Source organism: Corynebacterium mustelae, assembly GCF_001020985.1.
GTDB classification, from domain to species: Bacteria; Actinomycetota; Actinomycetes; order Mycobacteriales; family Mycobacteriaceae; genus Corynebacterium; species Corynebacterium mustelae.
The window spans coordinates 1,957,114-1,982,074 of the sequence record NZ_CP011542.1; the positions used below are offsets into that span (position 1 = coordinate 1,957,114).

Annotated in this window: 26 protein-coding genes; 9 read left to right on the forward strand and 17 right to left on the reverse strand. The window is 49.0% G+C overall.

The features are described from left to right. Positions 1-2 precede the first annotated feature (2 nt). Positions 3-533, forward strand: a complete 531-nt coding sequence (locus tag CMUST_RS08910) for a hypothetical protein (protein WP_047263513.1) — start codon at positions 3-5, stop codon at positions 531-533. Positions 534-1,116: 583 nt separating this feature from the next. After that, positions 1,117-3,015 (forward strand): BspA family leucine-rich repeat surface protein, encoded by a 1,899-nt coding sequence (locus CMUST_RS08915; RefSeq protein WP_236690098.1) that lies wholly within the window; start codon positions 1,117-1,119, stop codon positions 3,013-3,015. A gap of 51 nt (positions 3,016-3,066) precedes the next feature. Here CMUST_RS08915 and dapF read toward each other — a convergent pair whose 3' ends face one another. The 3 genes from dapF to CMUST_RS17060 are packed head-to-tail and all read right to left on the reverse strand — an operon-like array spanning position 3,067 to position 5,279. Further along, positions 3,067-3,969 carry a diaminopimelate epimerase gene (gene dapF / locus CMUST_RS08920; protein ID WP_047262225.1) on the reverse strand — a complete coding sequence of 301 codons (903 nt, stop codon included), beginning with the start codon at positions 3,967-3,969 and terminating at the stop codon, positions 3,067-3,069. A gap of 60 nt (positions 3,970-4,029) precedes the next feature. Beyond that, on the reverse strand, positions 4,030-4,956 hold the full coding sequence (gene miaA / locus CMUST_RS08925; RefSeq protein ID WP_047262226.1) for a tRNA (adenosine(37)-N6)-dimethylallyltransferase MiaA: 927 nt from the start codon (positions 4,954-4,956) through the stop codon (positions 4,030-4,032). Next, positions 4,953-5,279, reverse strand: a complete 327-nt coding sequence (locus tag CMUST_RS17060) for a hypothetical protein (protein WP_144414161.1) — start codon at positions 5,277-5,279, stop codon at positions 4,953-4,955. Before CMUST_RS17060 ends, miaA begins: the two co-directional genes overlap by 4 nt. A 682-nt stretch (positions 5,280-5,961) precedes the next feature. Here CMUST_RS17060 and CMUST_RS08935 point away from each other — a divergent pair. Both CMUST_RS08935 and CMUST_RS15990 read left to right on the forward strand, forming a co-directional pair. Further along, positions 5,962-7,305: a DUF349 domain-containing protein gene (locus tag CMUST_RS08935; RefSeq protein ID WP_047262227.1), complete on the forward strand. Its 1,344-nt coding sequence runs from the start codon at positions 5,962-5,964 to the stop codon at positions 7,303-7,305. A gap of 45 nt (positions 7,306-7,350) precedes the next feature. Further along, entirely contained in the window at positions 7,351-8,493 is a 1,143-nt protein-coding gene (locus CMUST_RS15990) for a GNAT family N-acetyltransferase (protein WP_158408215.1), read from the forward strand. Here CMUST_RS15990 and CMUST_RS08945 read toward each other — a convergent pair. Both CMUST_RS08945 and miaB read right to left on the reverse strand, forming a co-directional pair. Then, positions 8,490-9,182, reverse strand: a complete 693-nt coding sequence (locus CMUST_RS08945; RefSeq protein ID WP_201779197.1) for an Rv2732c family membrane protein — start codon at positions 9,180-9,182, stop codon at positions 8,490-8,492. The genes CMUST_RS15990 and CMUST_RS08945 overlap by 4 nt on opposite strands. A gap of 78 nt (positions 9,183-9,260) precedes the next feature. Further along, positions 9,261-10,838: a tRNA (N6-isopentenyl adenosine(37)-C2)-methylthiotransferase MiaB gene (gene miaB, locus CMUST_RS08950; RefSeq protein ID WP_407921990.1), complete on the reverse strand. Its 1,578-nt coding sequence runs from the start codon at positions 10,836-10,838 to the stop codon at positions 9,261-9,263. 476 nt (positions 10,839-11,314) lie between these two features. Between miaB and CMUST_RS08955 the strand changes: the two genes are divergently transcribed. Continuing rightward, entirely contained in the window at positions 11,315-11,830 is a 516-nt protein-coding gene (locus CMUST_RS08955) for a CAP domain-containing protein (RefSeq protein WP_047262228.1), read from the forward strand. Positions 11,831-11,877: 47 nt separating this feature from the next. On the opposite strand, the gene CMUST_RS08960 is transcribed toward CMUST_RS08955, so the two are convergent. The 3 genes from CMUST_RS08960 to CMUST_RS08970 all read right to left on the reverse strand — a co-directional run bounded on the left by CMUST_RS08960 (position 11,878) and on the right by CMUST_RS08970 (position 14,037). Beyond that, positions 11,878-12,492: a regulatory protein RecX gene (locus tag CMUST_RS08960; protein WP_047262229.1), complete on the reverse strand. Its 615-nt coding sequence runs from the start codon at positions 12,490-12,492 to the stop codon at positions 11,878-11,880. After that, a complete protein-coding gene (gene recA, locus CMUST_RS08965; protein ID WP_047262230.1) occupies positions 12,485-13,594 on the reverse strand; it encodes a recombinase RecA in 1,110 nt (369 codons plus the stop codon). Before recA ends, CMUST_RS08960 begins: the two co-directional genes overlap by 8 nt. Before the next feature lie 236 nt (positions 13,595-13,830). Beyond that, the gene (locus CMUST_RS08970; protein WP_047263519.1) at positions 13,831-14,037 is read right to left on the reverse strand and encodes a DUF3046 domain-containing protein; all 207 of its coding nucleotides are present in this window, start codon (positions 14,035-14,037) and stop codon (positions 13,831-13,833) included. Positions 14,038-14,177: 140 nt separating this feature from the next. Here CMUST_RS08970 and CMUST_RS08975 point away from each other — a divergent pair, with 140 nt between their 5' ends. The 3 genes from CMUST_RS08975 (at position 14,178) to CMUST_RS08985 (ending at position 16,137) form a co-directional block, all read left to right on the forward strand. Further along, a complete protein-coding gene (locus CMUST_RS08975; protein WP_047262231.1) occupies positions 14,178-14,753 on the forward strand; it encodes a biotin transporter BioY in 576 nt (191 codons plus the stop codon). 80 nt (positions 14,754-14,833) lie between these two features. Then, positions 14,834-15,526: an energy-coupling factor ABC transporter ATP-binding protein gene (locus CMUST_RS08980; protein ID WP_047262232.1), complete on the forward strand. Its 693-nt coding sequence runs from the start codon at positions 14,834-14,836 to the stop codon at positions 15,524-15,526. After that, positions 15,523-16,137: an energy-coupling factor transporter transmembrane component T family protein gene (locus tag CMUST_RS08985; protein ID WP_047262233.1), complete on the forward strand. Its 615-nt coding sequence runs from the start codon at positions 15,523-15,525 to the stop codon at positions 16,135-16,137. The genes CMUST_RS08980 and CMUST_RS08985 overlap by 4 nt, the downstream gene beginning before the upstream one ends. Positions 16,138-16,196: 59 nt before the next feature. Here CMUST_RS08985 and CMUST_RS08990 read toward each other — a convergent pair whose 3' ends face one another. From CMUST_RS08990 to pgsA, 4 genes are all read right to left on the reverse strand, one after another. Further along, entirely contained in the window at positions 16,197-17,054 is an 858-nt protein-coding gene (locus CMUST_RS08990) for a PspA/IM30 family protein (protein WP_047262234.1), read from the reverse strand. A 119-nt stretch (positions 17,055-17,173) separates the two neighbouring features. Beyond that, the gene (locus CMUST_RS08995) at positions 17,174-17,494 is read right to left on the reverse strand and encodes a helix-turn-helix domain-containing protein (RefSeq protein WP_047262235.1); all 321 of its coding nucleotides are present in this window, start codon (positions 17,492-17,494) and stop codon (positions 17,174-17,176) included. An 81-nt stretch (positions 17,495-17,575) separates the two neighbouring features. Then, complete coding sequence (locus CMUST_RS09000; RefSeq protein ID WP_047262236.1) at positions 17,576-18,103, reverse strand: CinA family protein; 528 nt, start codon at positions 18,101-18,103, stop codon at positions 17,576-17,578. Positions 18,104-18,110: 7 nt separating this feature from the next. After that, positions 18,111-18,698: a CDP-diacylglycerol--glycerol-3-phosphate 3-phosphatidyltransferase gene (pgsA, locus tag CMUST_RS09005; protein WP_047262237.1), complete on the reverse strand. Its 588-nt coding sequence runs from the start codon at positions 18,696-18,698 to the stop codon at positions 18,111-18,113. 65 nt (positions 18,699-18,763) lie between these two features. Between pgsA and CMUST_RS09010 the strand changes: the two genes are divergently transcribed. Beyond that, a complete protein-coding gene (locus CMUST_RS09010; RefSeq protein ID WP_047262238.1) occupies positions 18,764-19,066 on the forward strand; it encodes a YciI family protein in 303 nt (100 codons plus the stop codon). Between the two features lie 57 nt (positions 19,067-19,123). Here the strand turns inward: CMUST_RS09010 and CMUST_RS09015 are convergent, their stop codons facing one another. The 5 genes from CMUST_RS09015 to CMUST_RS09035 all read right to left on the reverse strand — a co-directional run bounded on the left by CMUST_RS09015 (position 19,124) and on the right by CMUST_RS09035 (position 24,938). After that, complete coding sequence (locus CMUST_RS09015) at positions 19,124-20,233, reverse strand: TerC family protein (protein WP_047262239.1); 1,110 nt, start codon at positions 20,231-20,233, stop codon at positions 19,124-19,126. A gap of 233 nt (positions 20,234-20,466) precedes the next feature. Beyond that, complete coding sequence (locus tag CMUST_RS09020) at positions 20,467-20,853, reverse strand: hypothetical protein (RefSeq protein ID WP_052844608.1); 387 nt, start codon at positions 20,851-20,853, stop codon at positions 20,467-20,469. Beyond that, complete coding sequence (locus tag CMUST_RS09025; protein WP_047262240.1) at positions 20,846-21,370, reverse strand: hypothetical protein; 525 nt, start codon at positions 21,368-21,370, stop codon at positions 20,846-20,848. Before CMUST_RS09025 ends, CMUST_RS09020 begins: the two co-directional genes overlap by 8 nt. Positions 21,371-21,383: 13 nt before the next feature. Continuing rightward, positions 21,384-21,800: a hypothetical protein gene (locus tag CMUST_RS09030; RefSeq protein WP_047263521.1), complete on the reverse strand. Its 417-nt coding sequence runs from the start codon at positions 21,798-21,800 to the stop codon at positions 21,384-21,386. Between the two features lie 78 nt (positions 21,801-21,878). Further along, on the reverse strand, positions 21,879-24,938 hold the full coding sequence (locus CMUST_RS09035; protein ID WP_047262241.1) for an FtsK/SpoIIIE family DNA translocase: 3,060 nt from the start codon (positions 24,936-24,938) through the stop codon (positions 21,879-21,881). Between the last annotated feature and the right edge of the window lie 23 nt (positions 24,939-24,961).

Sequence of the window (24,961 nt, forward strand, 5' to 3'; positions counted from 1 at the left end):
TCATGAAAGAACTAGATGCAATTGACGATCAAAGCCCGCAACCTAAATGGCCTTGGTTTGTCATCATCGGTGCCTGCATTTTGCTAACGTACTTGCTTAAGTACGAGGGGATGGCACTGTCTGCTGTCATCTTAGTTGCCGCTTTCTTTGTCTCCCGGTACCAGCCTAATTCTCTGGAAACCGAGGCGTTGAAGTCTTCTATCGCGTTGTCTCGCGAGGATATTGAGGACGTACTTGCGAAATACGATGATTTTCTTTCCAGTACAGACGCAGATGCAATCGCAGATAGGACACTTCACCGTCCCGCGTTAGCCGATGAGGATTGCACAGACCCGGATATCTCAGCCTTTCATTTCCTTGCAGCATCATCGCGTAGGTTTGCTTCCCGAGTAAATGCTCGATTAAAGCGCAACCTTAACGTGCAACAACTGGAAGCACTTCTGGTGGTAACAGATCGCCGAGCCCTCGAATTAAAAGAGGCTTGGTTGCAAGCCAGGCGAACAGCTCACAGGTTGGGTCAGGACTATATTTAATTCCGTTTCCAAATGGATTTCGGCTTTAACGAATATACAACCCCCAATCAAAGTTCGGGTTTATAGCACACATCAACAAAGATTAAAGAACTTTAATCTTAAGAAAGCATCAGAAATAACCCATGTTTCATACCACGAAAAACCCGATCGTTTTAAGGTTCACAAACCTTTGACGCAATCTTGGAATCAACTCACAACATAGCACTGCCAGCAAAAAGATAAACGTTACCGCATTTAACAAGTACAGTTTCACCCACTTTCAAATATGCCAACCAGCACATATTTTAAGATTCAAGTTGAGGTTTAGAGATGAAATCGCGCTCCAAAACGAATATCTTTAAGCGTGAATTTACTGTAATATCAGAAGCCGACAGTTAAGATCGCTTTAAGAAAAGCGGGTTAACATTATTATTCTGAATGGAAGACTTTGGTAATCTCATAGAGAGTTAGATTCTTATATAGGGACGTTAACGGGCCAATAATCCCCTCACAATTTCAAAACCTAAACAATAAGAATCACACCAAAACTTAGGTTCCACTCATGTAGAACCAATGTGGAGTATCGAGAAGAGGAGAAGGAAACTTGAGCAAGCGCACTCGCGCCACACGAGTTTTGGCAACAGGATTAAGCACCCTGTTGGTTACCGGTGTGCTCAGCGCTTCGCTTTCCAGCAACGCCCAACAGGAAGAGGTTGAGGTTCAAGTTGTCGGTCTTGATGTAGATGTCGCAGTCGTTCCGTTTGTTGTTGCTCCAGGTGCACCCGATTCAGTAGCGGTTGGTCCAGCAATTCCGATCGACGTTGATCCCATCGTCATTGAACCTCCCGCGCCTGCTCCGGCCCCAGCACCAGCTCCTGCGCCTGCACCCGGCCCCGCTCCGGCACCAGCGCCAACTCCAGCTCCTGCGCCATCACGCACAGCGCCTGCAAGCCCCACTCCTCCTCGTGCACCGGAGTCGGCCACGCCGACTAATGTTTTGCAGTACCCGGAACCGACTGTTCCGGCAGGGGTTGACCCCACTCCCAGTGAGCGCCCATCCAAGGAGCCCAGTGATTCGCCAACCAGCAATAGGGATGCTGCTTCATCAACAAGCAGCAGCGCAAAAAAGGAACCAGAGCAGCTCGCCCGTGAGGAAACCATCGGAAACAATCCCGATGCTTTCGTCTTTACCATTGATACTCGGCTAACTCCGCACAATCCGACGAGTTTTGCGCTAACTGCCTTGGGCTTCGACGATGACGAACCGAACTTCGAGGTGTTTTGTGACGTTAAAGACCCAGGTAACCGGTTCCGGCTCGAAGGAGCCAGCGGCGATGCGGTTTGTAATTACAAAAACCCTGGTAAGTATACCCTCATGTTCAAGGGAAAATATCCGCACGTGAAACTTGGTGTTAGTGATCGCCAGGCCAGCACCGCGGGTGCTCTGGTCAGCGTCGATTCGTGGGGGATGAATGTTTGGCGCAGCATGGAAGGGATGTTCCAAAAAGCCAATAACTTGGAATTCGCTCCTGACTCCGGAACGCCAAACATGACTCAGGTCCAATCAACAGCGTACATGTTTGAAGGTGCCACACTTTTCAACGGTGACATCTCTGGTTGGAATACCGGCAATGTCCGAGATATGTCTGGAATGTTTATGAATGCTCATGCGTTCAACAGCAATATCTCCGGTTGGGATACTTCCCGAGTTGAGTCTATGCCTAGCATGTTTCAGTCGGCGCATTCCTTCAGCGCTGATATCAGCGGGTGGAATACCGCAAACGTCCGCAATATGAACGACATGTTCACTGATGCCAAAGCTTTTGATGTGAACCTTCGCACCTGGAACCTGGCATCAATCCAGAAACTAAATAGTATCTTTGATAACTCTGGGTTATCTCCGATCAACTATTCGTCAACACTTGATGGTTGGGTGCGCCAGCAATATTCTCCTTATGGTTTAAACATTGGTGCTGCTGGTGTGTATTGGTGCCCGCATCCGAGTTTCGATGAAACTTTGACGAAGCTTACGGAAAAAGGCTGGACGCGCAACGACGCAGGTGCTGCTGAGGAGTATCAGGGCCCCGTTATTTCCGTTGTTAATAAAGAAGATCTGGATTCGGATAAAGATGGTCCAGTGACGATTAAGATTACGACGGATGAACCGTTGCGCGCCATCTCTCCGGAGTGGAAAGAAGTTCCCACCGAACCCAATACCTATTCTCGAGTTTTTGAGGAAGACGAGACCATCACAGTTAAAGCTTGGGATAACTACGGGAATCCATCATTATCATTGATTACGGTTAGTGGATTCGATATCACTCCTACTTCAGTATCTGAAATTTCCACCATGTCCCCGTCCCTGCGTATAGCCACCATGACTGCATTTATAGCGTTGTTATTATTGCTTGCGGTTTTCGGCGCGTATGTTGTTTACGATCGACGGACTGCCGGAAAAGATACTGCGTACCTGCGACTAAAAGAAATGCAACGTAATACTTAAGCAAGAATATTTGCCCTGCTTCAAACAAAGAGCAGGGCAAATATTCTTCGATCAGTGTGACAAAACCGCTGCTCTGGAAACCACTCCTTCAGCGATTATCGTAGATGGTCCCCTCAATTGCGATCCAGTTTCGGTTATCGTAACCAAGACCTCCCCGCCCGGCACAACTACTCGTACACTTCCGAAGTCGATTCCAGCGTCGGCAAGCGCCGCCCGTGCGGCAGCAACTGTACCCGTACCGCAAGAACGAGTTTCCCCAACCCCACGCTCGTGCACTCTCATGTGGCACATCGGAATTTCGCCATCGGTAGTCAAAGCGGTTAGTATTTCGACGTTAACACCCGAAGGGAAAAATTCCGGATCGAAAACTGGTTGAGCTAGTTCCATTTCCGCTAAACTTTCAGCCGTTAAATGGGGAACAACACACGCCAAATGCGGGTTGCCCATATCTACCCCCAGGCCGGCAAAACTGTGATTGCTAATGGTGCAGGTAGATATTCCGGTCACTATCGGCTCCCCCATTTCCACTGCAACGTCGGCGTTCAAATCACTGCAGCTGAAAACTGTGGCTTGTTTACCGCCCGCACGGGTGCCGATCACAAAAGAATCCATCGTTACTAATCCACGGCTGCGGACAAAGTGCGCAAACACCCGAGCGCCGTTTCCACACATCTCCGCGACCGACCCGTCGGCATTGTAATAATCCATAAACCAATCAGCTCGATCAACTCCTTCTGGAATTTCGGTGATCAAACCTGCGTCGAAAAGCGCACCAGTTCGCGCCACTCTTAGCAAACCATCAGCACCAATACCAGAGCGCCTGTTACAAAGTGCGGCAATACATTTCGGTTTTAATTCCTGTTGTGCATCAGGATCAAAGATGATGACAAAATCATTTTCAGTTCCGTGCCCCTTGAGAAAAGGCAGTGTACCGTGATCAGTCTTGGTGTTCATTTACTTCTTCTTGCATCTTTCCACTTTGGCAGTAGTTTTATCCAACTATTCTAACCCCTTTTATTCGTCGACAGTACTATGCTCTATCACCGCAACCGCGTGGGCAAATGTGTCCTTTTCGGCTGGTATCCATGTAATCCGAGGGTCTTTCTTAAACCAACTCTTTTGCCGCCGCACATACCGCCGAGTGGCTATAACGGTGCGCTCTTCGAGGTCTGACCAAGAAAGTTCCCCCGCCATTGCCGCTAAAACCTGGGCATATCCAATCGCGCGTCCCGCAGTGGAATCGGCGGTTAGACCTTCTGTTTCTACTAACCGTTCTACTTCTTCAACCAACCCCATGCGCAACATCTGGTGCGTTCGTTCTTCAATTCGAGGGTTTAACCATTCTGAAGTAGTTTCTAGGCCAAGCAAAATGCTATTCCACCGTGGTGGTGCTGTTTTGGAAGGCTGACTGGCTTTGAATGGTTGCCCAGTTAATTCGATGACTTCAAGTGCACGAACAGTGCGACGGGGGTCTTTATCCTCTATAATTTTTGCAGCTTCTGGATCCAATTGCGCCAACTTTCTATGCAGTGCATCAATTCCGCATTTCTGAAGAAGTTCTTCCCACTTTTTTCGAACAATTTCGTTGGTAGGTGGAAACTGCCAGTCGTCGATAAGTGATTGAACGTAGAGCATCGAACCACCAACCAAAACTGGGAGTCTGCCGCGTTGTCGAATATCTTCAACAACCGCAACAGCCTCAGCCTGAAAACGCGCCACTGATGCTGCTTCGGTTACCTGCCAAACATCAAGCATGTGATGCGGTATGCCGTGACGTTCGGATTCTGGGAGCTTAGCGGTACCAATGTCCATGCCAAAGTACAGCTGCATGGAATCCACATTCACTATCTCACCACCGTATTTCTCGGCGATGGCTATCGCCAGCGCAGATTTTCCGGAAGCGGTAGGACCTACTATCACTACTGGAACTTGGGGTTTCATGAACTATGCACCTCCCACCTGGCAACGTATCGCCCCACGCCTAAGGAAGAATCGCTGTGAAGCAACGTTGCCTTGGTAACTTTTGGCGCCATCTTGTGCAATTCTGACCATAACTGGGGTTCCAAAACTCCCGCATCAGATAACCAGGCGTCGCTATAGTCCACATAATGCAGCTGCGGATCTGCTAGAAATTTCTCACACCACCGATGAGCTGACACGGCATTGGGAAGTAACGATAACGGGGCACGGGCAGTTAACCCTGCGCTGCCATCCACAACCACCACGATTAAACCGAAAGGTGACGAAGGTACTTTGTCGGTCACAACAGGTTCTGTGATCGCAACACTTGCCGATTCAAGAAAATATCTTGCGATAAGCTCGGATAGAAAGTTTCCAGAAGAAACAGTAGTATCAGGAGCACCCCACGCCGCAAACGAGCCAGTTCGATTAGTTCGGAAGCGCCAATCATGTGAGCAAATTATATAAACAGGTAGAGTCGCTAAACCTGACTTTGCAGATACAAATGGCGTTAAAAGTTCATTTATTGTCTCTCTAATTATTGCACCAGCATGATCTCCAGTTCCAAGATCCGGGATGAGCGCAGGACTTCCTGGAATTATCACCACTGTTGCATGTGGTTGCTTGTGGTTATGTTCCCTCACCCCCACTACCCTACCTTAACGTTTATTTTGACAGTCCGCTCGACGCTTATAAGGCAATTTATGATTGCATGTCCAAGCCTGTAAAAAAATTGCTCGCAACTAGGTAGTTGTTATTTTTAACAATTAAACCAATAAAAATTGGGACTTTTCGGCGTCAACCATGACATACCTCGCAATTACGCGGTATGTTGGTCAATAGTGTTTGTTGGCATTATTGGCCTAGGACACATTGCACGCGTCATTAACACCCTGCATTTTTGTGTTGGTTAACATGATGCGAATTTCAGGTTAACAACTTCGGCAGCCGCGTCGCGCGGTACGAGACACTTTAAGGAATACAGCCATGAGCACTCCCAATCCTCCGAAGCCAGGTCCACGCCCTGGCCCCCGGCCTGGTCCACGCCCTGGAGCAACCGCGGGAACTCCGGTGGTTTCTGCTCAACCAGCAGCGCCACAAGCAGCCCCAGCATCCGATCCAGCGCAATGGGGACGTGTAGACGATACTGGTAATGCCTACGTCAAAACCAAGGACGGCGAACGGCTGATTGGCTCGTGGCAGGCTGGTACCCCCGCAGAAGGTTTGGTCCACTATGGTGCACGGTTCGACGATTTGGCCACCGAGGTAGTGTACCTAGAGGCTCGGCTGGTTTCGCACCCCGGCGAAGCTAATCATTTGAAAGACAAGGCCATAAAGCTGCAAGAATCTTTGGCTGAAGCAGCGGTCATTGGCGACCTTGATTCCCTAAACACTCGACTGCAAACTGTAATTGACAATGCAGATGCTGCAGGTTTGAAAGCTAAGGAAGAGAAGCAAGCACGCCGAGCTGCAGCGATTGCTCGAAAAGAAGAACTGGCAGCTGAAGCGGAAGAGCTTGCCGAGAATTCCACTGATTGGAAACACGCAGGAGATCGAATTCGTGAAATCCTAGAAGAGTGGAAGACGATTCGTGGCATTGATCGCAAGACTGACGATTCATTGTGGAAGCGTTATTCCCGAGCGCGGGATTCTTTCAACCGGCGACGGGGCGCACATTTCGCCGAGCTTGATCGGGGAAGGGCCGCCGCGCGTAAGGCAAAGGAAGAACTTGTCGCCCAGGCAGAGCAATTGAAGGATTCTACTGATTGGAATGAAACAGCCCGCGCGTTTCGTCAGTTGATGGATCGATGGAAGAAAGCTGGTCGCGCACCTCGTGAAGTCGACGATAAACTATGGGAAGCTTTTAAAGCAGCCCAGGATCACTTCTTCAATGCGCGGCATGCTATTCAAGATGAACGCAATCGGGAGTTCGAAGCAAACGCGCAAGCAAAACAAGCGCTACTGGATGAATACGATCATGTGATAAATCCAGAAAATGGCCTGGAACAGGCGCGACAAAAATTGCGGGAGCTGCAAGAGAAATGGGAAGAAATCGGGTTCGTTCCTCGTGCACAGGTCCGGGAATTCGAGGACAAAATTGCAGAGCTTGAGAACCGCGTTACCCAAGCCGCTGATGCTCAATGGCGCCGTACCGACCCAGAAGCTCAGGCGCGAGCTGCGCAATTTAGCGCCCGAGTAGCCGAATTCAACGCTGCAGCAGATACCGCAGAAGCTAAAGGCAAAACTAAGGAAGCCGAGAAGCTGCGTGCCCAAGCGGCACAGTGGCAAGAATGGGCAGATGCGGCTATTAATGCGGTAGAAACTAGATAATTCTCAGCGTGCAGTCGCATGTAAAAGGCAGTTATGATGTTCTTCATGACTGCCTTTTTTCAATTCGAACAACCTCCTCTTAGGCTCAAAAAATTCGATCCGAGCGAAGCGTTGTTGTCGTTTATCTTTTCTGCGAACCTGGCAGCGCAAGATGTATCTGGCGATACCGCAACTTCTACCTCAGCGGGGGCAGTTATCGAATCGCTCAAGGAAAATCCTCAATCAGCCACTGTCATCTTGGCAGCTGTCAGTGATAGCCCAACGCTGGCAGGCTGTGCGATCTCCCCGTTAAAGTACCCAATTATCTCTGCGTACCAGGGTTCTACTGCACCATCGCTTTTCGACGCCAATCTACTCGGCTTTATTGAGGCATCTGTCCCGCTTCAAGCACATACCAATGGTATTGATTGCGACGTGATCCTAGGTGCTGAAATCGCCCCCATACCGGGACAAATCGGTGACGAAACTGAAACCGAACACTGGTTGACGCTGCTTAATCAAACAAAAGAATTGGTAAAGCGGGTGAATCGGAAAGTTGTCAGATTATGGCATTCGGTGCCTCTTAATGCGGATGAGATGAATCCACGATTCACGCAAGCGGTGACTAAAGCTGGTTTTAGTCTCGTTCATGATGAAACCCACGGCTATATCCCCGTTGCCACAAAACGCGGTACCGCGGTTCCTTTGTTGCCAGAGGGATACAGCTTTTACTGCTTCAGCGATCTCAAGCCGGCGCCCGAAATGGTGCCTGGAATTCTCGCGCTTTTCGACGCTGCAAACACTGATATTCCCGTAGGCGCCATAGAGGTAAGCCCACAACCATGGACAAATGAGAGATTAGAACAAGCGCAAGCAACACTGCGTCGAAAAGCAAATGAAAAAATCACTATGGTACTGCTTAAGGATAGGCTCCCCATCGGTTTTTCTGACGTAACCAGACTCGCGGATTCAGACCCCACCGTAGCCGATCAAGGCCACACCCTCATCGACGCAAACTATCGTGGCAACGGGCTTGGTAAGTTGTTAAAAGAAGCCATCCTGATTACGGCAGCAAACCAATGGCCAGAGTTAGAACGGGTATTCACTAGCACCGCCGACTCCAACGCTGCAATGTGTCGTATAAACAACAACCTAGGTTTCACTCCGCTAAACCGTACCCAGGTCTATCAAACAGAAATTATACGCTAATCGGCCGAACCGCTACGCTTTTTATGTCGTGCCACGGCCTGTTGCCGCCGGTCATCGATAAACAATGGGTTAGTTTCGGGAGTGTTTTGCTGTTGGCTAACCAAAGCGGCCCGCTGTGCATACCCAACCTCGTCGAGATTCTCATGTTTTTGCCGTTGTTCCGCTAACCTGACTTGTTCATCTGAGCGGCGCAAGATCATGTATGAAAGCGCAAATGTGGCTACTATGACAGCCGCTACCTCCATAAGCAGACCTACACCTAACCCGGGTCCGCCTAATATCTCCTTATCTTGCAGACGCATCCACATCGCAAGCAGAGAGCTAAACAACGCAATTCCAGTGAGCAGAAACGAAATATTGGCAAATATTGTTCGCCGTGTCAGAAGCAAACATCCGCCGAACACAACAACGCCAAGAGTACCGACGATAACAAAGAATTCTTCTACTATTCCAATACGCAAACCGAGCGATTCGCCTTGAAGCGTTAGCACTTGCCAGCCATGGACCACTCCACCGTGAGGCAACAGCAGCCCGACAACGAATAACACCCAGGCACCGATCATGAATTTACCGAAGTAGTCTAATGAAAACTTCGCCGCTGCCTTTTTCTCCGCGTCGGCCAGTTCTTGAGCGCCTAACGGTGTGGGTGCTGTCTTTTCAACTGTGGCAGTTTCATCGTTTTCCGTCATTGAATTCCTCATACCTAGATAGAAAGCAGTTTCAGCACTCGACCACGTTGATATAGCCCGATGTGAGCCCAAGAACTTTTAACAACCACATCCACCATCGGAACAACCAGCAACTGGAACTGGTATCGACTTATTGGATGTGGATATTCGCGGCATACCCAACCCTACTCCAATCGGCGCGGTCGTGGGAGTCTTACCAGCCTCGCTCATATCGCCCGCCCGAGTACGGCGATGCGTTGTCACCCCAGAATCAGCAATAAGGTAATGCGGTTTCGCATCAGTAATGACAGTACTTACGATATCGCCTGGTCGGATTCCAGAATCGATGACTTCCTGTGTTCGCCCAGTCGGCATGAAATGCACCAACCGACCATCCCTTGACCGCCCAGTGAGCCGATTGGTCCGATCGTTCTTTCGCCCACCTTCAGCTTGAACAAGCAGTTCCACTTCTTCTCCAACAAGCTTTTGGTTTTCTTCTAAGCAGATTCGTTCCTGCAGCGCTATCAAACGCTCATAACGATCCTGAACTATCTCCTTAGGCACTTGTTCAGCGAATTCTGCGGCTGGCGTACCCGGGCGTGGGGAATATTGAAAGGTATAAGCACTGGTAAACCTAGCTTTTTCCACAACATCAAGTGTCGCTTGGAAGTCCTCCTCAGTCTCGCCGGGAAACCCCACGATAATATCAGTGGTAATTGCCGCATGAGGAATTTTTTCTCGAACCTCAGATAAAATGTTCAAAAACTTTTTCGAGCGGTAAGACCGACGCATCTCTTTCAAAATTCGATCGGAACCAGACTGAAGCGGCATGTGCAGTTGTGGGCACACATTTGGAGTTTCCGCCATCGCATCGATCACATCAGAGGTAAACTCTGCCGGATGGGGTGATGTGAACCGCACCCGTTCCAAGCCTGCTATATCACCACAAGCGCGAAGCAATTTGGAAAACGCGGAGCGGTCTCTCTCTTGCGTCGGATCAGCAAAATTTACCCCATAAGCATTCACATTTTGCCCAAGCAACGTCACTTCGATAACGCCCTGTTCAACCAGCGCTGTAACCTCAGCCAAAATATCGCCGGGTCGACGGTCGACTTCCTTACCCCGGAGCGAAGGGACAATGCAGAAAGTACAGGTGTTATTGCAGCCAACCGACACCGAAACCCAGCCAGCATACGCAGATTCCCGTTTAGCAGGCAGAACCGAAGGAAATTGCTCCAATGAATCTACAATTTCAACTTCCGCCTGCCGATTATGCGCTGCACGATCCAATAATGCTGGCAAGGAACCGATATTGTGGGTACCAAAAACGACATCTACCCACGGGGCCTTTTCCACGACACGGTCTTTATCCTTCTGCGCTAAACAACCACCAACAGCGATCTGCATGCCCGGATTTTCTTGTTTTACGCTACGCAGATTTCCTAGCGTCCCGTATAAGCGCATATCCGCATTTTCCCTGACCGCGCAAGTGTTAAACACAATCAGGTCAGGCGTGTCATCCCCCTTAAGAGGAACGTACCCCGCCTCTTCCAACAAACCGGATAAACGTTCGGAATCGTGAACGTTCATTTGACAGCCAAATGTGCGCACCTCGTAAGTCTTAGGCACATCCTTGGTGTTGTCTACGGTTTTATCTTCACTAACGGCTGAAATCACAATTGCCCAGTTTAATCGGCAAGGTACCTAAAACCCAAAGATGTCTCTGCACAACCCTAATTCCCAAGCGTTTTTGCGCAGAGCTCAATCCTTAAACAAAACTCTTATTTAAAACTTATATTCAATAAAGGCAAAGCCTAAGGAATAAGTATTTCCGCTTAGGAAAATCCTGCATTTTTTGCAATCTGACCAATATTCCGACTAGAAAAACGGGAGAAAAAATTACCACTGCCTGCTAGATTAATTATACCACCCCCGAAAGTGGGAACCGTCACCCAATAAAAATCTTTCAATATATGCAGGCCTAAGGATGGTTGAGGTAATGGCATATAAAAGTTGATACCTCAACCTATTTATTATTATATTTTCAGTTTAACTTAATCTTTTGATCAGATAATTATGTGCATCAGCAGGTTATCTACATGAGTAAACTGCATTTTCAAACGCCACGCCCTTAACGAAAGGACGTTCCGCCAATGCGCACTATAAGCAAACTTAAGAAAATCACAGTTTCGGCACTGACGTGCCTGTCGATTGCCACGTTGAGCCCTACAGCACAAGCGCAGAATCCATTCGATATTGCACTTGAACAAGCACACGGTTTGGGCAATCACATTCGGTTTACCCAATTTCCGGGACAGGCACCATCTATTGAACAATTAAAAGTTGATACGTTCAATGAAATGAATCGCGTTCGGATCGCTCACGGTAAGCGTCCTATTGCACGCGACCTAGGCTTCGAGCCTCAAGCACAGGGCTGGGCTCAGTATATGGCGGCCACAGGTACCTACGCGCACAGCATCCGAAACGATGGATCAGGTGAAGTAATCTGGACCACGGATCAATGGAATGCCCAGTTAATTATCGCGACTTTTATGGCTTCCCCTAGCCACAATCGTGCCCTGATGAGTGATGTTCCGAATATTGGTGGAATAGGAATCGCCCGAGGTTTCGGAAACCAGATCTATATCGTTATCCAAAACCGCTATTAGCATAAAAGGATATGGTGGATGTCAACTTGTCCACCATATCCTTATTGTCAATTACTTGTGTTTTCTAAAAGGTTTATTCTGTCATCCAGAGCCGCTTGAGCAATAGCGTAGCTATATGCCTCGGAAAACCCTCGTCTAGCGAGCATCCCAACAATTCTTCGCAAATGTTTGTTTCGTTGCTGGAGATCATGCGGGACTTCTTTGATCGAATTTGCCTTTTTGGCGGCAATCCGTTTGGCCACCTCCGCTTCGTCTTCTTCAGAAATCTGAGCCAACGCAGCTTCGCGATAGTTGGTTGCGATTCCTTTGGATTTGAGCTCACGGTCAAGCACCACTCGACTTTTTCCACTACGCTGGTGCCGCTGCCGTACCCATTCGGAAGCGAACAAAGCGTCATCTACTAACTTGCATTCAGCGAAATCATCAAGCACGTCTTCTATCAGCGTAGAATCAAATTCAAGACGCAGCAATCTATCACGCAATTCAGAACGCGACCGGCCCCGCTGTTCTAGTAACAGTAAAGCCCTGCGACGGATTTCTTGCTTTCCTTTTTCAGCAACAGGATCAAATAGATCACTACCATGTTCAAGGTAATCAGTGAGAGCCTGCTGCGCCCGTGCTAATTTCTCCTGCTGCGTTACGGAATAAAAATCGTTAGTCATCGGTCTCGTCGTCAAAGTCGATATTAGGCACCATATCGACAGGCTCATCGGACAGCTCATCAGCAGCCTGTGCGTATTCACCCACTCCAAGCTTCTTTAGAATCTTTTGTTCTATTTCATTAGCCAATTCCGGGTTGTTCTTCAAATGCATCCGCACCTTTTCTTTACCTTGCCCCAGTTGGTCACCCTCGTAGGTGAACCACGAACCAGATTTCTTGATAATGCCGTTGTCCACGCCCATATCGATTAACGATGATTCCCGAGAAATTCCCTCACCATACATAATGTCGAACTCTGCAACTTTGAACGGCGGCGATACTTTATTTTTTACAACCTTCAGCTTTGTTCGGTTTCCAATTGCATCTTGTCCATCTTTCAACGTTTGAATCCGGCGAACGTCACAGCGCACCGAAGCATAGAATTTCAATGCTTTACCACCGGTTGTGGTTTCCGGCGAACCAAACATCACACCGATCTTTTCTCGAAGCTGATTGATGAAAATGGCGGTTGTACCTGAATTATAAAGCGCACCAGTCATCTTACGGAGTGCTTGGCTCATCAGGCGTGCCTGCAAACCAACATGGCTGTCACCCATTTCGCCTTCAATTTCAGCCTTTGGGGTTAGCGCTGCTACCGAGTCAATGACAATAATGTCAATAGCACCCGAGCGCACCAACATATCTGCAATTTCCAGGGCTTGCTCACCGTGATCCGGCTGCGAAACTAATAGCGCATCGGTATCAACACCTAATTTACGGGCATATTCTGGATCAAGCGCATGCTCAGCATCAATAAACGCAGCAATTCCGCCTTCTCGCTGGGCGCTGGCGATTGCATGCAATGCCACCGTGGTTTTACCAGAAGATTCTGGTCCGTAAATCTCCACTATACGTCCACGAGGAAAGCCACCAATCCCCAGGGCGACATCTATCGCGGTATTCCCGGAGGAGATCGCACGAATGGGCGGACGATTGTCATCGCCCAATCGCATGACGGCACCCTTACCAAAATCTTTTTCGATCAATGCCAAGGCGGCATCAAGTGCCTTCTGACGATCGCCGCCAGCTGAAACGGTGCTCTTGGTGCTCTTCTTCGCAGCCATATCAAAATCCTTAAGTTATATTTAGACTGTTTGACAATAGAGGACTATCTGAGTCCCTATATAGTTAGACTCAACTTGCATGCTATTTGGTTCCCTCATATTGCAGAAAACTTGTGGCATCGTGTTGATCTATGCTTTGTACGATAATCAACGACCCTAACATTAAGCCATAGTACACGCACAATTGTTCGAAACACAATAGAAACACGAACTAGGGCTCCGGAAATTAGCGCATTTTAGTCGTCTTTGCCAAGCCACCGCTCGGGTGGAATTTGAAAATCTTCACACATCTTTTCCCATACCGCAGCCGGATCTATCCCCTCTTCGATCAGCGCATTTGGCGTTTTTCCAGTTCCAGCCACAACATGGGAATGTGTAATCCAGGCTCCATACTGATCTCCAAATTCGTCAGTTATTAGTTTTTGAAACTGAGTCAACCGCATACGCATCATTGTATCCATGTAAATTACATGCCTGGCGACCGACAATAGCGTGTTAACGACAGACGTTCACTACCCCCTTTTGTGTGGATCTACACACCATAAAGTGGCTTGAACATTGTTTAGCAGTAATGTGTCCAGGTATGACAACCCAAAAAACTTCTTCAAACCCGCTGTTGGATGTCGCATACATCGCAGTGTTTGCAGCGTTGATCATCGTCTTAGCGTTCGTTGCCATCCCCGTTGGTGCAGCTGGCGTTCCAATTGTCTTGCAAAACGCGGCAGTAATTTTAACCGGTCTAATTCTAGGCCCCAAACGCGGATTTTTAGCTGTAGCGCTGTTTCTTGGACTAGGCCTGATTGGTTTGCCTGTCCTCTCTGGCGGAAAAACCACACTCGCCGCCATTGCGGGGCCAACTGTTGGTTATCTTGTCGGCTACCTTGTCGCCGTAGTTGTGGCTGGATTAATCAGCTATTCCAGCCCTAAAGGAAAACCCAATGCGCTCATAGCCTTTCTTATTGTTGCCGGGCTCGCAGCTCTTGCAACACAGTATCTTTGTGGCACCATAGGCTTGATGATTCGGTCCGATATGACTATCACCGCAGCCCTGGCTGTTAATCTGCCATTTATAATCCCCGATCTAGGTAAGCTAGCTGCCGTGGTGGTGATCGCCTATAGCGTATTACGGGCGCTGCCTGATATTCGCAGTCGTCGTTAAGCACGCAGCTACATACCCAAGGCAATAGAATTTGTCTTGGGTTTTGTGTTTTTAACCAAATAAATCGCGAAAGAAGTCTAGTGCCGGAAATCTGTTTCGAAAACGTCAACGTTAACTATGAAGATCGAGAAGTCCTCCGCAATATCAATCTCACCTTAACTGAGCATCGTATCGGAGTAATCGGAGCAAACGGTGGCGGTAAATCCACCCTCATCCGATTAATAAACGGTCTCGGTGCACCCACAACCGGAAAAGTAATTGTGAATGGACTTGATGTTTCCAAAAACGGTAAACACGTACGACGTCAGGTAGGGTTTGTATTCTCTGATGCTGAAAACCAGATCATCATGCCTACGGTGGAAGATGACGTTGCGTTTTCACTTCGTCGACTCGGAATAAAAAAGGCTGAGCGATTAGAACGAGCACATCGCATATTGGAACAATTTCAACTTATGGGGCACGCCCAACACTCCCCTCATCTTCTATCTGGCGGACAGAAGCAGCTACTCGCATTAGCTGCCGTTTTGGTTTTAGAGCCTGACATTATCGTGGCAGATGAACCAACAACATTGCTTGATATGCGAAACCGCCGCAAAATCCGCGCCGTATTTGACGGGCTAAGTCAGCAAATGATCGTAGTAACTCATGATCTGGATTTTCTCTCTGGATTCGATCGGGTACTGTGTGTCCACAACAACACCATCGTTGCAGATGGAGCTCCAAGCGATGTTATTAGCTTCTATGAAAACCTCATGGACACGGAGGAATTATGATGCGCTCTGTCCCGTTGGGGGTTTATGTGGCCCGCACCAGTATCATCCACCAGCTTCCGCCGATGCTAAAGTTCTGCTTTTTAATTGTCTTTATCCTCGCAACCAGTATATTCATCGACGCATCGGCCAGCGCAGTTCTAAGCGTTCTCTTCGTTGCGGGGCTGTACATACTGGGGAAGATTCCAGTACGTATCGCAGTTCAACAACTGTGGCCACCGCTTCCAGTTTTATTGGCACTGGGCGCTTTTCAGTGGTGGCAAAATGATTTTGAGAAAGCACTCGTTACCGTTTTTGTTATCTTTGCAGCTGTCATGCTCGCCATGCTTTTGACGTTAACCACGACGATCGACGAGATGATGGAAGCCATGGAGCGATCTTTACGGCCATTTGCGCGGTTTGGTGTCCCAGTAGACACCATCGTGTTAGCGTTTTCACTTACCATGCGACTGATACCACTGATGCTGGCTACGGTTTATGAGGTTCTTGATGCACGTAAAGCCCGCGGCGCAACTTTTTCCATTGCCGCGTTTGGTACCCCAGTTCTCATTCGATCCATAAAACGAGCTCGCAACATAGCAGATGCACTGATGGCCCGGGGAGTCGGCGATTAAAATAAAACCACCCTTATACCCTCTGTTTAAGAGGGTACAAGGGCTATTTCTGTTTACGTTTAGCTTTCGCCGCGTAGTTCTCGCATCCGCTGAGCTACAGCATCATCAGCTGCTGATGGTTGTGCGGTTGGTGCTTCGATGGACTGCTGTGCGGTTGGTGCTTCGATGGACTGCTGTGCGGCTGAACCTGAGGTGAGTTCCCCAGCCATCTGAGCGCGAATCTGCTCAAGGCGGGAGTGCCCAGCTAATTGAACGCTGGCTTGCTCAATCTCTGCCATACGACCTTGAACGGAATTTTCCGCAAGCTCAGCGGTTCCGAGAGCATTTGCGTAACGACGCTCAATCTTTTCCCGTACTTGCTCTAGGTTAGGAGTATCGCGCGAAGTAATAGCGTTCATGGACTGAATCGACTCAGCGACTTTCTCCTGCATCTTGGCCTGCTCAAGTTGGCTGAGAAGCTTGGTACGCTCAGCAACTTTTTGCTGCAAGGCCATCGAATTGCGTTCCACAGCTTTCTTTGCCGCCGCTGCCTGCTGCAACGCTTGATCATGCAACTGCTTGGTGTCCTCAACAGATTGCTCTGCTGTCACCAATTGTGCGGCAAATGCTTCCGCAGCGTTTTCATATTCGGTTGCTTTTTGAACATCACCTGCGGCGCGAGCCTTGTCGGCCAATTGAATAGCCTGACGAGTATTAGCCTGAAGCTTCTCGATATCAGCTAGACGACGGTTAAGCTGCATCTCTAATTGGCGCTGGTTACCTATAACTGCTGCCGCTTGTTGGGACAACTCTTGGTGTTGACGCTGTGCATCTTCAATCGCTTGTTGAATTTGAACCTTGGGATCAGCATGCTCATCGATCTTGCTATCAAACAAGGCCATCAAATACTTCCAAGCCCGCACGAATGGATTCGCCATTACTGTAAGCGCCTTTCTACTTTTGTATTTTATTTCTTAACCGGTGCCCATCATAGTGGAAAATGATGGCCTTTTTAGAGGAATGATGCGACTTTCTCGACACTGCCGTCAGATTCAAACTAAACGCGTGCTAGTTCCTTTTCCACATTTCGCATCGCCATGGTACCTGCTGCTTCAATAAGAACATCTGAAACAGTGGTTCCCAACGCGTGACATACACTGGCTAAAAGCTCGGACGAAACTTCCTTCCGGCCTCTTTCCAACTCAGAAAGGTAACCGGGAGATACGCGCGAGGCTTCAGCAAGTTCACGTAACGTAATTCCTTTGTCAGCGCGGAAGGCACGTAAAGCTGAACCTAAAGCCTGGCGTAGAAGAGGCTCAGGAGTTTTGGGGGTAGTTGTTGCTACTGGTTTTTCAAGAACTGCGGTGTATTTCATCATCACTCAGTCTAACGCTAAACGACGCCAGTTTGTTCCCAACAAAGAAAAGTTCTTGAGTCTAGAACACTCAAGAACGGATCTTTATGAATATGCAGACAGTTCACTTATCAATAGACCCAGTGCGGCTGATACTGCCGTCTGTCTGATTGTCGCCCGATCACCGATCAACAGGCGATGATCTGATTGAGGGGCTTCGGTTAACAAATCGCCTGCTAAATGGGCAGAGACGCTGTTGTCAGGACGTGCAAGCCCGATCCACACCTCCCCTACGGGATGTCCATCCTGCATGTCAGGACCTGCGACACCAGATAACGAAATCCCCCAATCAGACAGACAGGTTTTCTTAACGTGTGCCGCCATATGTAGAACAGTCGCTTTCGAGACTGGGCCATTAATAGCAAGAACATCGTCTGGTACACCACCAATAACTGCCTTTAGCGGCGTTGCATATGTAACTAGCCCGCCCGTCAAGACTGCACTCGCACCTGGAATACCAGCTATCGTTGCGCAAAATAATCCAGCAGTTAACGATTCACAAGCCGACAGGGTATGACCCAATCTTGTCATCGTGGAAACGACAACATTTGCTTGGGAAGAAACGGAAAACATATTTCAACTACTTCTTCTTCTTCTTGATCTGAAACGAATCGTAAATATATTGGATGCCGGTAACAACGGTTACAACCACCGCAATAACCATTACTGCTAACGCTACGTAATGGAAAGATGTTGGAAGCGGCAACAAATACAACGCAACGGCTAATGTCTGCAAAACAGTTTTCAGTTTGCCACCTTTAGATGCTGGAACGACATTTCCGTTTCGCAATTCCACCATTCGCCAAATAGTGATTCCTATTTCACGGACAAGGATCACCACTGTCACCCACACCGGCAAGACCCCAGTGATGTTGAGACAAATTAACGCAGTGGACATCAAAGCTTTATCCGCGATGGGATCTGCGATCTTGCCAAAATTGGTTATTAACCCGCGGGAACGGGCAATATCACCATCAAGTTTGTCGGTGATCATCAAAGCCACAAAGCATGTAAAAGACCAAAGCATCCATGATGTGTATTGACTTTCGCTTTTCAAAACCAACCAAGCAAAAAGTGGAATTGCGATAATGCGTAGGCTGGTCAATATGTTAGGCAGATTGAGGTTTGAAGGTTGTTGATCTACCGAATTGGACGCAGGCGTGTTCATAGCTTCTTAGATTACACAAGTAATTGTCCATAATTTTTTAAGTAGAACCCACTACTATCAGCTATATGACAGTTTTTGCAATTGAATACCAGTACAAAGCCGATAACGAGCTCATTACTAATATTCGGCCCGAGCATCGTAAATTCTTAGCCGGTCTTAAAGACGAGGGCAAGTTGATCGGATCGGGGCCATTTACTGATGGCGATGGTGGTGCGCTAATCATTATCCAACTAGCAGATTCGGCAACACTTACAGATGCAACCGCCATAATGGATAACGACCCTTTTTATGTTGGTGGGGCACTGGATGGCCGAGTTTTTCATACCTGGAACCCTGTTCTAAATATTTTCGGTTACCAGGCTCCGTAACAAAAAAGTTTGAGGGGGAACGAACGTCCTCCCTCAAACCACGTACCTAGCAGACAGCTACTCGGCTCGTTTTTCTGGGTTTTTGTCGTTTTGTGTTACCAGCGCATTGGATTCTTCATCAACGGGAACATCGTGTTCCGAGTAATCACGATTCCATTTGACCGGTACTGCGCCTTGGATCTCATCGCGTTTCGACTTGAGCAGCGACGCAAGAACAGAGATCGTCAAGATAGCTACGATAACCACCAAAGACCAAATGGTTGGAATCTCAAATACGTGCACTGGCTCCCCACCATTGATAAAGCCCAGTTTGTTTTCATGTAGTGCGTGGAGAATGAGCTTGATGCCGATAAATCCTAGTACCGCTCCGAGTCCGTATGGAAGGTAGACCAACCGGTCAAGCAAACCGTCAAGAAGGAAGTACATTTGCCGTAAGCCCAGCAAGGCGAATGCATTCGTAGTGAAAACAATATATGGCTCGGAGGTAATGCCATAAATAGCAGGAATGGAATCGAGGGCAAACATGATGTCTACCATTCCAATGGCTACCAAGGCGACAAAGAGCGGCGTTAACGCGAATTGCCCTTTTTTGTGGACGTAAAGGTGATCCTTTTCATATCCAGCAGTAACCGGGATCACGCGTCGCAGTGTTTTAATAACCCACATATCGTTGGGGTCGGTCTCTGGCTTTTCGCGGATTTCGTCAGCAATAAGTTTGACTGCTGTATAAATGAGGAAAAATCCGAAGAGATAGAAAACATCCGACCACAAGGATATCGCGGCAGCACCCGCTAAGATGAAAACAAGTCTAAAGAGCAGCGCTAGAGCTATGCCGATCAGAAGCACCTTTTGTTGGTATTTCCTCGGGATTCGGAATGATCCCATGATCAAAGCGAAGACAAACAAGTTATCAACACTGAGGGCTTTTTCGGTGATATAGCCGGTAAAGAATTCAATGCCGTGTTGATGCGGATTACCGGGCTCGCCCCAGGTAAACCAAAGAAAAACGCCGAACGCGAATGCCAAAGCTACATAGAAAACCGACCACCAAGCAGATTCTTTGAGGGTGGGCTCATGTGGAGTCCGGACATGCGAAAAAAAGTCAAAAATAAAAAAGCCAATTACCACGACGATGGTAATTGCCCATACGGTTAGGTTCACTTCCATTGAAGTTACAATCCTCCGGTCTCTTTCGTGAAAATACACATGCGAATAGAGCCGGAGGTCTCCCCCGGTTAACTTCATGCTTTTCGACGGTTCACGGAATCGAAAAACTCAAAGCTAACCCAACGGGACCGGATCACCACAGAACCGAAGTTCTGTAAGTCACGTGCTGACGATCCACGTTGTTTGTGGGGTACTCCCCTCCAACGTGAAGCAATACTACCACAGAATAGGTTCTAATCCACCTGCCAGGTAGCGCGTGGTTTTTCACCATCAATCAACCGCGCAAGCTCATCTAATGCAATTTCTAGTTCCACGGTGTCGTGGTTTTCGTAGCAATCAGATTGTCCGTTGGACAGAATATAGCCACAGCTGTGGCCAGTAGCCGAGGAATCAACCAGGTGACGGCTTTCATCGCCGTCATTGAGCACGCAACAGACCATTGCGCGTTGTCCATTGGTGACCACGGTAATACCCCAAGCCGGATTGTTTCGTTCGAAATTCGTCTCATAAAACCCCGATGCTAATCGTTGCCGAACAAGGCTACTAGCATCCGTGCCGCTCACGATGGCGGTTGCGGCACCTGGTTCCGCTATCCATGTCCAATCAGGTAAATCAGACATAGTTTCGCATATACTCCGGTGTTCCCACTAAAACCGACTCGTAATACCGAGCTTTTTCTAGTTCTTCTAAGTACAGGTCCAAAGCGTCATCATCGATATAATCTTGGCGTTCTTGCTCCACATCTTCCTCTGAGAATCTCCGCCATGGAGCAATTCCCAGCCCAATATATGCAGGTTCTTCTCCTTCAGCATGCACCACCTGCTCGGTTTCTAGCTGAGCCAACGCCAATGCGATCTCTTTGGCGGGGGTGCTAATAAAATCGATGCCCGCTATCACAACGGATTCAAATGGAACATCTCGCAACGACCACTGGGCAGATACCACGCGATCGCCTTTAGCCTCAATCTGAAACGCATTTTCCGCCGCGTAAACCAGGTTGTTTTTACAGCAGACGTCGTCGAAAAGCTCCTTGAGTGCCTCAACCACCGAGGCTACGGACGAACCCAGCACGAAGGAAACCTGTTTATCTTCCGAACTGATGGCGACTTCTCGGCTACTTGTCACTAGTATTTTCATGTTCTAACAACTCCTAATCCCACAGCACAAAAACAATGCGATAACCATCAGGAACAGCAGGAACATCGCATATATCTTTTAACTTCGCAGGCAGTTCACAAACCCCATCTTGTTCCATATTCCCTACCCTGGCTTCTATATTCTCAGTCGGAGCCGAGGTGCAGATAATCGCTGATTCCGCTGCAACCATTCCGTTTTCTTCTTCCATCTCTGTGTCGGGGTGCGTCTCAATTCGAACCCATGCCACGTCATCGCAGGCATCAATAGCGCGCAGACGCGTTTCAATCTCAGCTAGCGGTGGCCTACCAAAACCCCATTGGTTTGGAGCAATCGATTCTTCTTCATTGTTGCCATCAAAGAACTCGTCCAAGGTGATAGCCGGCATAAGGTACCCCACCATCCGACGGCCAACTTCAGCGCTGCTAATCATGCGCATTCCTCGCTTTCCATAAAAATGTGCCCCTTTAAGGCAGTGTAGTCAGTGCGAGGGGCACGTGTGAGCGAAAAGCTAAAACGCATTATTTGATGGGTTATAAGACGCTTCAACCACCGAGGAATCGGAATCTGAGGATACGTCAGTGCCCTCAAATCCTTCTTCTTTTGGCGCTTCGCGCGGGTCACCGCCTTTGAGCATCCACACGATGGTATCCAGCTCTTCAGGCTTAATCAATACTTCGCGTGCTTTAGATCCTTCCGAAGGACCAACGATTTCGCGCGACTCCATCAGATCCATCAATCGACCTGCTTTAGCAAAACCAATGCGCATCTTACGTTGCAACATTGAAGTCGAACCAAGCTGCGATGTCACCACAAGTTCCACCGCTTGTAGCAGATCTTCCAAGTCCCCACCAATATCATCATCTATATCGCGTTTAGACTCAGCTGCTTTGTCCTCTGTAACGCCCTCGGTATATTCCGGCTCGCCTTGTGATTTCGCAGCATCAACAACAGCCTGGATTTCCTCATCGGTAACAAATGCACCTTGAATACGCTGCGGCCTACCACCCTGCGGAATAAACAAGCCGTCACCCATGCCGATAAGTTTCTCCGCGCCAGCTTGGTCGAGAATAACCCGGGAATCAGTAAGCGAACTGGTAGCAAAAGCCAATCGAGATGGAACGTTGGTTTTGATCAAACCAGTGACAACATCGACCGATGGACGCTGCGTTGCAAGAACCAGGTGAATACCGGCCGCACGCGCCTTTTGTGTGATTCGAACGATCGAATCCTCGATCTCTTTCGGCGCGGTCATCATGAGATCAGCCAGCTCGTCGACAATACAAACGATATACGGATACGCTTTGTATTCGCGCTGCGAACCAGGTGGCGTTTGAATTTCACCACTATGAATCTTGCGATTGAAGTCCTTGATATGCCGTACCCGGGCAGACTTCATGTCCATGTACCGTTGTTCCATCTCTTCAACCAACCATTGCAACGCGGCGGCGGCCTTCTTCGGTTGGGTGATAATAGGCGTGATCAGATGTGGAATTCCCTCGTACGGCGTTAATTCCACCATCTTTGGGTCTACCAGAATTAGCCGCACATCTTCCGGTGTGGCGCGGGTGAGTAACGACACCAATAACGAATTAACAAACGCAGATTTACCCGAACCAGTGGAACCAGCTACCAGCAGGTGTGGCATTTTCTGCACCGAGTGCGCTACGAACTCACCCTCGATGTCTTTGCCTAACCCAATAAGCATGGGATCGGTATCGCCGTGGATCTTCGGAGCATTGAGAACATCAGCGAGGCGAACCATCTCTCGGTCTGTATTGGGAACCTCAATACCTACCGCAGATTTACCTGGAATTGGCGTGAGTAATCGAACGTTGTCTGTAGCCACCGCATACGCAAGGTTCGATTGGAGATTCGTGATCTTCGAAACCTTGACCCCAGGACCCAATTCAACTTCGTATCGGGTAACTGTCGGCCCGCGGCTGAACCCAACAACGTGAGCATCGACCTTAAATTCTGCGAAGACATCGGTAATAGCTTCGATCATCCGGTCGTTCGCCGCAGTCTGCGACTTCGGTGCAGCACCAGGGGTTAGCAATGCCGTGCTTGGTAGCTCATATGGTGCATCAACCGCTGGCAAAGTTCGTGCCGCTGGTTTCTCCGAGACGGACGGTTGCGGTTTCGACTGCGCTTGCTGCGGTACCGGTGCGTTCTGAAGTGATTTTGCCTTTTCCAATCCGCGCTGTGCTGCTGTCACCGCATCGGTTGCGCGTTGCGACGCCGCACCTGCCGCTGCGCTAATAGCTCCGCTAGCCACGGCCGCAGCTGCACTTCCTCCATGTAAGTCACCCTGTGATGCAGTAGTTACTCCACTATTCCGGTTAGTCTTACGTTCAATGACAGTCGTTGGTTCTACAGCTGGGAACTCATCGGTATCTGTAAGCTCACGTTTCGGCTTTGACTGCGAACCGCCAAATAGTTGGGTAGCAGGTTGTGGTGCAGGCTTCTGCGGTTCCCCGAAAAGCGCCTGTTGTAGTGGAGGAGCATCACCTGCGTGCTGTTCTGGCCTGTGGTTTCTAGTACGGGGACGTGGTGGCGACTGCGGAATCGGCTGATACGGGGACTTGTTACCCGAAACTCGATCTTCTAAAGCTTGGTCGACATACCCGTAATCGTCATCAAGATCATAATCATCTTCGGCTTCGCGCCGTTCCGCGATGATTTCTCGAATATAGTCAACCAGTTCGCGAATACTAATCCCGGTAGCACGCAGCGCCCCGTATACGATGAGCAAGAATAACAGCGGGATCGCCAGATATTCGGTGAATCCCACAGCCAACGGCGCACCAATAGCCATACCGACAGCACCACCAGCCTGCATCCGACCAGACCAATCGCCAGGATTGCCAGCAAAGAGGTGCACTAAACCTAGCATCGAAATAACAATGAGGGCTGTACCGCCAATCACGTGAAGCCGATCGTGTGGTTTCGGCTGATACCCCAACATCAATGCCACCGCTAGCGCGACGAAAGCCACTGGCAATACCAGTGCTCCCGCACCAACTACCATATGCATCCCATAGGCGATTGCTGCACCGATTGGGCCAGCGATATCAAACCAGACTGAAGCACCCAATACCACGGCTAACGCTATGAGCAGTAAGCCGATGCTATCGGCGTTACCGTGGTGAGTTTTGGCCCCGGTTCCCAATTCCCGCATCGAGTCATCGGGAGAAGTTACATCTGTTTTTTCCACGTCAGTTGATTCAAAATCCTCAAATAAATCCGATTCATCACCACGCTTACGCAACGCAACCGAACGGGTGAGGGTACCTAACCCCCTGGCAGCAGCAGCGAACACAAAAGCAACACCAGCGCCTACAGGTTTTAGGGCGCTTCCGGTTCGCTCGGTACCAGTTTCGGCGGCGCGACGCGCAGTATTACTTCCCGCTACAGCACGCGATCGTGACGTAGCCGCAGGCATCTGGCTTGTTGTGGCGCCTGAGCGACTAGAGTTCCCGCGGCGGTTAGTGCGAGACCCCGGCCCCGTGGCACCTTTTTTGGAGCGGCCACCACGGGATGCAGTCGAAGAAGTGCGAGTGACAGTCATGCTCAAGAGTTTAGCTGTTCATT

Excerpts from the sequence above, each read along its gene's own strand:
- CMUST_RS09030 (WP_047263521.1), bottom strand. The coding sequence starts at position 21,800 with ATGATTAGCAGCGCTGAAGTTGGCCGTCGGATGGTGGGGTACCTTATG.
- dapF (WP_047262225.1), bottom strand. The coding sequence starts at position 3,969 with ATGAACACCAAGACTGATCACGGTACACTGCCTTTTCTCAAGGGGCAC.
- pgsA (WP_047262237.1), bottom strand. The coding sequence starts at position 18,698 with ATGAACACGCCTGCGTCCAATTCGGTAGATCAACAACCTTCAAACCTC.
- recA (WP_047262230.1), bottom strand. The coding sequence starts at position 13,594 with ATGGCTGCGAAGAAGAGCACCAAGAGCACCGTTTCAGCTGGCGGCGAT.
- CMUST_RS08960 (WP_047262229.1), bottom strand. The coding sequence starts at position 12,492 with ATGACTAACGATTTTTATTCCGTAACGCAGCAGGAGAAATTAGCACGG.
- CMUST_RS09010 (WP_047262238.1), top strand. The coding sequence starts at position 18,764 with ATGACAGTTTTTGCAATTGAATACCAGTACAAAGCCGATAACGAGCTC.
- CMUST_RS08910 (WP_047263513.1), top strand. The coding sequence starts at position 3 with ATGAAAGAACTAGATGCAATTGACGATCAAAGCCCGCAACCTAAATGG.
- miaA (WP_047262226.1), bottom strand. The coding sequence starts at position 4,956 with ATGAAACCCCAAGTTCCAGTAGTGATAGTAGGTCCTACCGCTTCCGGA.
- CMUST_RS08955 (WP_047262228.1), top strand. The coding sequence starts at position 11,315 with ATGCGCACTATAAGCAAACTTAAGAAAATCACAGTTTCGGCACTGACG.
- CMUST_RS09000 (WP_047262236.1), bottom strand. The coding sequence starts at position 18,103 with ATGTTTTCCGTTTCTTCCCAAGCAAATGTTGTCGTTTCCACGATGACA.
- CMUST_RS15990 (WP_158408215.1), top strand. The coding sequence starts at position 7,351 with ATGACTGCCTTTTTTCAATTCGAACAACCTCCTCTTAGGCTCAAAAAA.
- CMUST_RS08990 (WP_047262234.1), bottom strand. The coding sequence starts at position 17,054 with ATGGCGAATCCATTCGTGCGGGCTTGGAAGTATTTGATGGCCTTGTTT.
- CMUST_RS09035 (WP_047262241.1), bottom strand. The coding sequence starts at position 24,938 with ATGACTGTCACTCGCACTTCTTCGACTGCATCCCGTGGTGGCCGCTCC.
- CMUST_RS08970 (WP_047263519.1), bottom strand. The coding sequence starts at position 14,037 with ATGCGGTTGACTCAGTTTCAAAAACTAATAACTGACGAATTTGGAGAT.
- CMUST_RS09020 (WP_052844608.1), bottom strand. The coding sequence starts at position 20,853 with ATGTCTGATTTACCTGATTGGACATGGATAGCGGAACCAGGTGCCGCA.
- CMUST_RS08935 (WP_047262227.1), top strand. The coding sequence starts at position 5,962 with ATGAGCACTCCCAATCCTCCGAAGCCAGGTCCACGCCCTGGCCCCCGG.
- CMUST_RS08945 (WP_201779197.1), bottom strand. The coding sequence starts at position 9,182 with ATGACGGAAAACGATGAAACTGCCACAGTTGAAAAGACAGCACCCACA.
- CMUST_RS09015 (WP_047262239.1), bottom strand. The coding sequence starts at position 20,233 with ATGGAAGTGAACCTAACCGTATGGGCAATTACCATCGTCGTGGTAATT.
- CMUST_RS08985 (WP_047262233.1), top strand. The coding sequence starts at position 15,523 with ATGATGCGCTCTGTCCCGTTGGGGGTTTATGTGGCCCGCACCAGTATC.
- CMUST_RS09025 (WP_047262240.1), bottom strand. The coding sequence starts at position 21,370 with ATGAAAATACTAGTGACAAGTAGCCGAGAAGTCGCCATCAGTTCGGAA.
- CMUST_RS08975 (WP_047262231.1), top strand. The coding sequence starts at position 14,178 with ATGACAACCCAAAAAACTTCTTCAAACCCGCTGTTGGATGTCGCATAC.
- CMUST_RS08995 (WP_047262235.1), bottom strand. The coding sequence starts at position 17,494 with ATGATGAAATACACCGCAGTTCTTGAAAAACCAGTAGCAACAACTACC.